Source organism: Sphingomonas pruni NBRC 15498 (assembly GCF_001598455.1).
GTDB classification, from domain to species: Bacteria; Pseudomonadota; Alphaproteobacteria; order Sphingomonadales; family Sphingomonadaceae; genus Sphingomonas; species Sphingomonas pruni.
The window spans coordinates 1-5,229 of the sequence record NZ_BCYZ01000121.1; the positions used below are offsets into that span (position 1 = coordinate 1).

6 protein-coding genes are annotated in these 5,229 nt (G+C 61.1%); 3 read left to right on the forward strand and 3 right to left on the reverse strand.

The genetic code is table 11. The annotated features are described in order from the left end of the window. Positions 1–129: 129 nt before the first annotated feature. Positions 130–486 (forward strand): hypothetical protein, encoded by a 357-nt coding sequence (locus SPR01S_RS20400; RefSeq protein ID WP_066593512.1) that lies wholly within the window; start codon positions 130–132, stop codon positions 484–486. A 225-nt stretch (positions 487–711) separates the two neighbouring features. On the opposite strand, the gene SPR01S_RS20405 is transcribed toward SPR01S_RS20400, so the two are convergent. From SPR01S_RS20405 to SPR01S_RS20415, 3 genes are all read right to left on the reverse strand, one after another. After that, a complete protein-coding gene (locus tag SPR01S_RS20405; protein WP_084251333.1) occupies positions 712–1,482 on the reverse strand; it encodes a COG4705 family protein in 771 nt (256 codons plus the stop codon). Between the two features lie 249 nt (positions 1,483–1,731). Continuing rightward, complete coding sequence (locus SPR01S_RS20410) at positions 1,732–3,087, reverse strand: sensor histidine kinase (RefSeq protein WP_245662147.1); 1,356 nt, start codon at positions 3,085–3,087, stop codon at positions 1,732–1,734. 34 nt (positions 3,088–3,121) lie between these two features. Next, a complete protein-coding gene (locus SPR01S_RS20415) occupies positions 3,122–3,799 on the reverse strand; it encodes a winged helix-turn-helix domain-containing protein (protein WP_066593518.1) in 678 nt (225 codons plus the stop codon). Between the two features lie 162 nt (positions 3,800–3,961). Here SPR01S_RS20415 and SPR01S_RS20420 point away from each other — a divergent pair, with 162 nt between their 5' ends. After that, positions 3,962–4,276: a PepSY domain-containing protein gene (locus tag SPR01S_RS20420; RefSeq protein ID WP_066593521.1), complete on the forward strand. Its 315-nt coding sequence runs from the start codon at positions 3,962–3,964 to the stop codon at positions 4,274–4,276. 99 nt (positions 4,277–4,375) lie between these two features. Further along, positions 4,376–5,155: a COG4705 family protein gene (locus SPR01S_RS20425; protein WP_066593526.1), complete on the forward strand. Its 780-nt coding sequence runs from the start codon at positions 4,376–4,378 to the stop codon at positions 5,153–5,155. Positions 5,156–5,229: the final 74 nt, after the last annotated feature.

Consider the following 5,229-nt stretch of genomic DNA (forward strand, 5'->3'; position numbering starts at 1 on the left):
CGCCCCAATAGTGGTCATTCGCGATCGTTCGCGTCATCCCTGAAAGCTGCCGTACGCTCACGCGGCTAGTATATGGCGGCTGCTGGGTGGTTTGCTGTCAGGCGGCTTTGAAGGCGGTAGGCTGATTGCATGTCAAACAAGATGCTCATTTTCATCGGTCCAGATCAGGCATTCGACACCGAGGCCGTCGATCGAATTATTGGTTCCCTAGCGGGCTGCGCCATTACCCGGCTGGGCGCTCGCATAGGCGCCGTCCAACAGTATCTGGTCGCACAAGAATCGGACGAACTCATTGTTCGCATCAGCTCCGATATGGAGACGGTCACGATAGATGGCCCGGTTGGCCATCTATCGGCCTTGATTGCTTTGTCGCTTCAGGCAGGGCTTTCGTTTCCGATTCACGTCACCGACATGGGCTACAACTTTGACCTGCCGATCAGTGGGTTCGCTTCGGCAGAAGCATTGTTGTCGGCAATGTCGAGTTAACGCCTCGAGCGACCGCAACTGGGTCGGGAGCTGCCATGCGAACCGCTCCAGGGTTGCTCTTCAGCTAGGCGCCCCAGGTCTTGACGTTTAGACCGCTTGCCAATTCGCCCAAAAGCAGCCGATGAATCCCTTCGAGATGCTCATGCTGTGAAATACGACGCCGGTCACGGTGGCTTTCAGCGGGGTGGAGCGGTCGAGCCAAACAGCTTTCGCTGGCAGCACCTGCTATGTCCTCTCCTCCGGTTCGTTTTGATCTCGACCGCTCAGATAAATGACGAGCGACACGATGATCGCTAGAAACACGCCGCTGACGGTGAAGGTGCCGATACCCAGACCGCCATCCTTGCTGGACTGGGTGAGAAGATCACCGATCGACGCGCCGAGCGGACGCGTCAGGATATAGGCCAGCCAAAAGGCTACCACGGCATTCAGCTTCAGGGCGTAATAGGCAAATGTGATGAGTGCGATGGAACCGCCGAAAATCAACCCGGAAAGCAGGTATCCCAGGCTCAGCTGCTCTGAGATCAGATCGCCCGCGGCAGTACCGAGCGCGAAGGTGAACAGGATGGCGGCCCAGTAGAACGCCTCGCGCTTCGTGCTGGTTATCTCGTGGATCGAGAGCGTGCGTTCGTTGCTGTACCAGACAATGAACGTCAGCATCAGGGCGAGCGTGAACGCGGCGGTCGAGACGTAGAGGCTGAGGCCGAGATTGTCGGACAGATTGTCGGTGAGAAGCGTGCCGACCACGCTGAGGAACACGACGACCACCCAATACACCCAGGAGACGTAGCGATCCTTGCGCATCTGGATTGCCAGCAAGACCGCGAGCAGGACGGTCATAACGAGCGATGTGCCATTCAGTCCGAACCCGAGTTGCACGTTCAGGAAATCCGCGCCGGTTTCACCGATCGTCGTTGCGAGGATCTTGATGATCCAGAAGAAGATTGTGACTTGAGGAACCTTGTTGAGCATCTCGCGTCGGTCGGCAGCGGTCATATAGATTTCCTCGGCGAATTGGCGGCACGCATTGCGAACCCTGCTGATACGGGAACGTTCCTGCGCATGGCGGCGGCTCCATGGACCAGCACTCCAATCCGGTTCGGCAAGGGAACGGTATGTCACTGTTACCACAGTCTAAATCGCACTCGGCGAGGATAGGCCGAGCCCGAACATTGGGAATTCCTAACACGCAATGAGATCAAAGCTGGACCGAGACGACAGTGCGTTTGAAGTTTTGCGGACGGTTCAACTCTCCTCCGGACCGCGTCCCGCGGCCAAGCGAGGATTGATGAGCCGCATCTCCACTCTCAGGCCTGGATCGTTATCCTCCAGCACCAACTTACCGCCGTGCGCATCTGCAATGGCCGCTGCCAGCGACAGGCCCAGCCCGGCGCCCTCGCTCCCCCGGCTCGTATCGAGCCGATAAAAGCGCTTCACGACGTTCCTGACTTCGCCGGCCGGAATGCCGGGGCCGTTGTCGCTGACGAACATCATGATCTCGCCGTCGCCACGCTGTTCGACGCCGACCACGACGCCGGTGCCGGCGGGCGTATGAAACAAAGCATTCTCGATCAGGTTCGTCACCGCCTGGGCAAGCATTTCCGCGTCGCCATAGCCAACGATCCCTGGCTCGATCGTTGCGGACAGCGAATAACCTCGGTCTTCCGCGACGGGTTGATATGCGCGGAAGACGCGCTCAACCATGTCGCTGAAGTCGATCGGAGCAAATCGCTTCCGGCCCGCACCGGCTTCGAGTGAACCGATCCGCAGCAGCGCGCGGAAGATCGACAGAATGCGATCGATCTGAATGAGTGCGCGCTCAGCTTGCTCGATCATCTCCGGCGTCGGCGCGGAATCCCTAATGTCCTCCAGCTGCTGTCGCAGCCGCGTCAGCGGGGTCCGCAGGTCATGCGCGATGTCGGTCGACACCTGCTTGACGCCCTCCATCAACGCCTCGATGCGACCGAGCATCAGGTTGAGGTTGACTGAGAGTCTGTCGAACTCCGGACTCATGCCGATCTGTGGCAAACGTTCGGCCAGGCTGCCCTGCATGATGCGCGAGACCGACTTATTGACGCGGTCGAGCCGGCGTAGAAAGGTGGTGCCCACGAGAAGGCCGCCGCTGAGCGACAGCAGGACGATCAGCATCCCGAAGCCGGCGGCGGTCATTCCCAGGTTCTGCCGCAGTTCCTCGATATCCGAGGTATCGCTTCCGACCACGACCACCGCGCCGTCGCTCATCCGCGCACCAAAAGTGTCGAGCGTCATCGTCGTCGCACCGTCGTCATCGTCGGCGTCGCGATTGCGCATGGTGATAGTCCGCCACCCGACGTGCGCGATTCCGGCTGGCAGACTTCCCGCGAGATATCTTCCGCGGCCGTCGACCAACAAGAAGCGCAGCTGGTGCTCGCGCACGGCATTTTCTCGCCGCACGACGGACTCGATCGTGCGCGCACGACCGGCGAGGCGATCCTCGTCGAGCAGGGCGGACACCTCGGTCATGACGCTGTCGCGCCCGACTTCGACCGCATATTGGCCGACGGTGCGTTCGACCATCACGAGAAGTGCCACAGTGCCAAGCGCGAAGATGGAGGCGATCAAGAGCGCGAACCGAAATGCCCCGCTGCGAAAGGGACTAGTCAGCGACATCGAGGCGATATCCGGCGCCGCGTACTGTATGGATCAGCGCTTGGGCGAAACCGCGATCTACCTTGGCGCGCAGGCGACTCATATGACTTTCGATAAGGTTGGTTCCAGGGTCGAAATGGAACGACCAGACATTCTCCAGCAGCATGGTGCGGGTAACGATCTCGCTGGCATGCTGCATCAAATACTCCAGCAGCTTATATTCCTGTTGTTGAAGGTCGATCCGCTGGCCGCCACGCGTGACGATACGCTTGAGCAGATCCATCTCGAGGTCTGCGATCGCTAGCCGAGTGACATTTTCCGACACAGGGGGGCGCCGTCCCAGCGCATTGACGCGGGCCAGCAGCTCGGTGCCGGCGAACGGCTTGACCAGATAGTCGTCGGCGCCCGTCTCGAGACCTTCGACCCTGTCGTCGACATCGTCCATCGCGGTCAGGAATAGCGCCGGCGTCTGGACGCCCGCCGCGCGAAGCGCCTTCAGCACGCCCAACCCGTCCAGTCGTGGCACCATGCGATCCAGGATCAGGACCGAATAGCTGTTGCTGGTGCCCAGAAAGACCGCGTCTGGACCGGTCGCGCAATCATCGACGACATGCCCAGCAGCGCGCAGCATCCGCGTTACATGCTCCCGCGTTTCCTTGTCGTCTTCGAGGAACAAGAGTCTCACCAGTCCGCCTTCATTGTCTGCGCACCCGCCAGCGCCCGATGCGATAACGCCCCGGCGGCCGGATCGGGCAAGTTGGCAATTCCTAATGCTCGAGTGAGGCTGAAGGAATGCGATGGCGCGTATTCACTCGACCTGGGCAGTTTGCCTAAGTTGGAGAACATCATGCGTAAGTTTATCTGTATCGCCGCAGTCGCCATGCTCGTTGCCACTGGCGCATCGGCGGCGCCGTCGCATCATGGATTGAAAGGCGCGCGCCTCGCGCCGATGGCGAAGGTATCCCTCGCCACCGCACGCGCCCGCGCTCTGGCGGCCCGTCCAGGCGTAATCACCGATCAGGAGCTCGAGAAGGAATCGGGTGGCACTGGCCTGCGCTACTCGTTCGACATCAAGAGTAACGGCAAGACCTTCGAGGTCGGTGTCGATGCGCGCACCGGCAAGGTGCTCGAGAACGGCGTCGAAGGTCCGAACGCCGACTGATCGTCAACCAGAGTGCGGAGCCGCCGTCCGGATCAACCGGGCGGCGCGCTCGTTGGAGGAGCCGCGTCCGCCGAATCCGCTGTCGGAAGGGAATAATCGATGAGTACCCCGCAAGCGCCCGCCGTCTCGGCCAGCAAGGTTCCCGAGATCGTGCTGACGTTCTGGATCATCAAGATCGCCGCCACCACCTTGGGCGAGACCGGCGGCGACACTGTCACCATGACGATGAACCTCGGCTATCTCGCGGGAACGGCGATCTTCGCCTCGCTGCTCGTCGGCCTCGTCTGGTGGCAGGTCAGCGCCGCCAGATTCCATCCGTTTCTGTACTGGGCGACGATCGTCGCCTCGACCACGGCCGGGACCACGATGGCTGATTTCGCCGATCGTTCGCTCGGCATCGGCTATACCGGGGGCTCGGCGCTCCTCCTGGCCTGTCTGCTCGGCACGCTCGCGCTCTGGTATTGGTCGATGGGGTCGGTGTCGGTAGCGAAGATCGCCAGCCCAAAGGCGGAAATCTTCTACTGGGTCACGATTACCTTTTCGCAGACCCTGGGTACGGCGCTCGGGGACTGGATCGCCGATAGCGGGGGCCTGGGATATGAAGGCGGTGCGATCGTTTTCGCACTGGGTTTGGCGGTCTTGGTTGCGCTCTATTGTTGGACCCGCATATCCCGCGTCTTCCTGTTCTGGGCGGCGTTCATTTTGACGCGGCCGCTCGGCGCTACCGTGGGAGATCTGCTCGATAAGCCGCACGACAAGGGCGGCCTGGATTTCAGTCGGCCGCTGGCGTCACTCGTCCTCGCAGTCTTCATCGTGGGCTGCATTGTGCTGTTGCCGCAGCGCGCCGGGCGACATCCAGGGGGCGATCTCGAGAATTAGCCGCTGCAACGGCGGCAAACTACGTTCTCCCTCATTAAGTCGTCGGACTGAAACCGGCCCTTCCGGCCGATCGA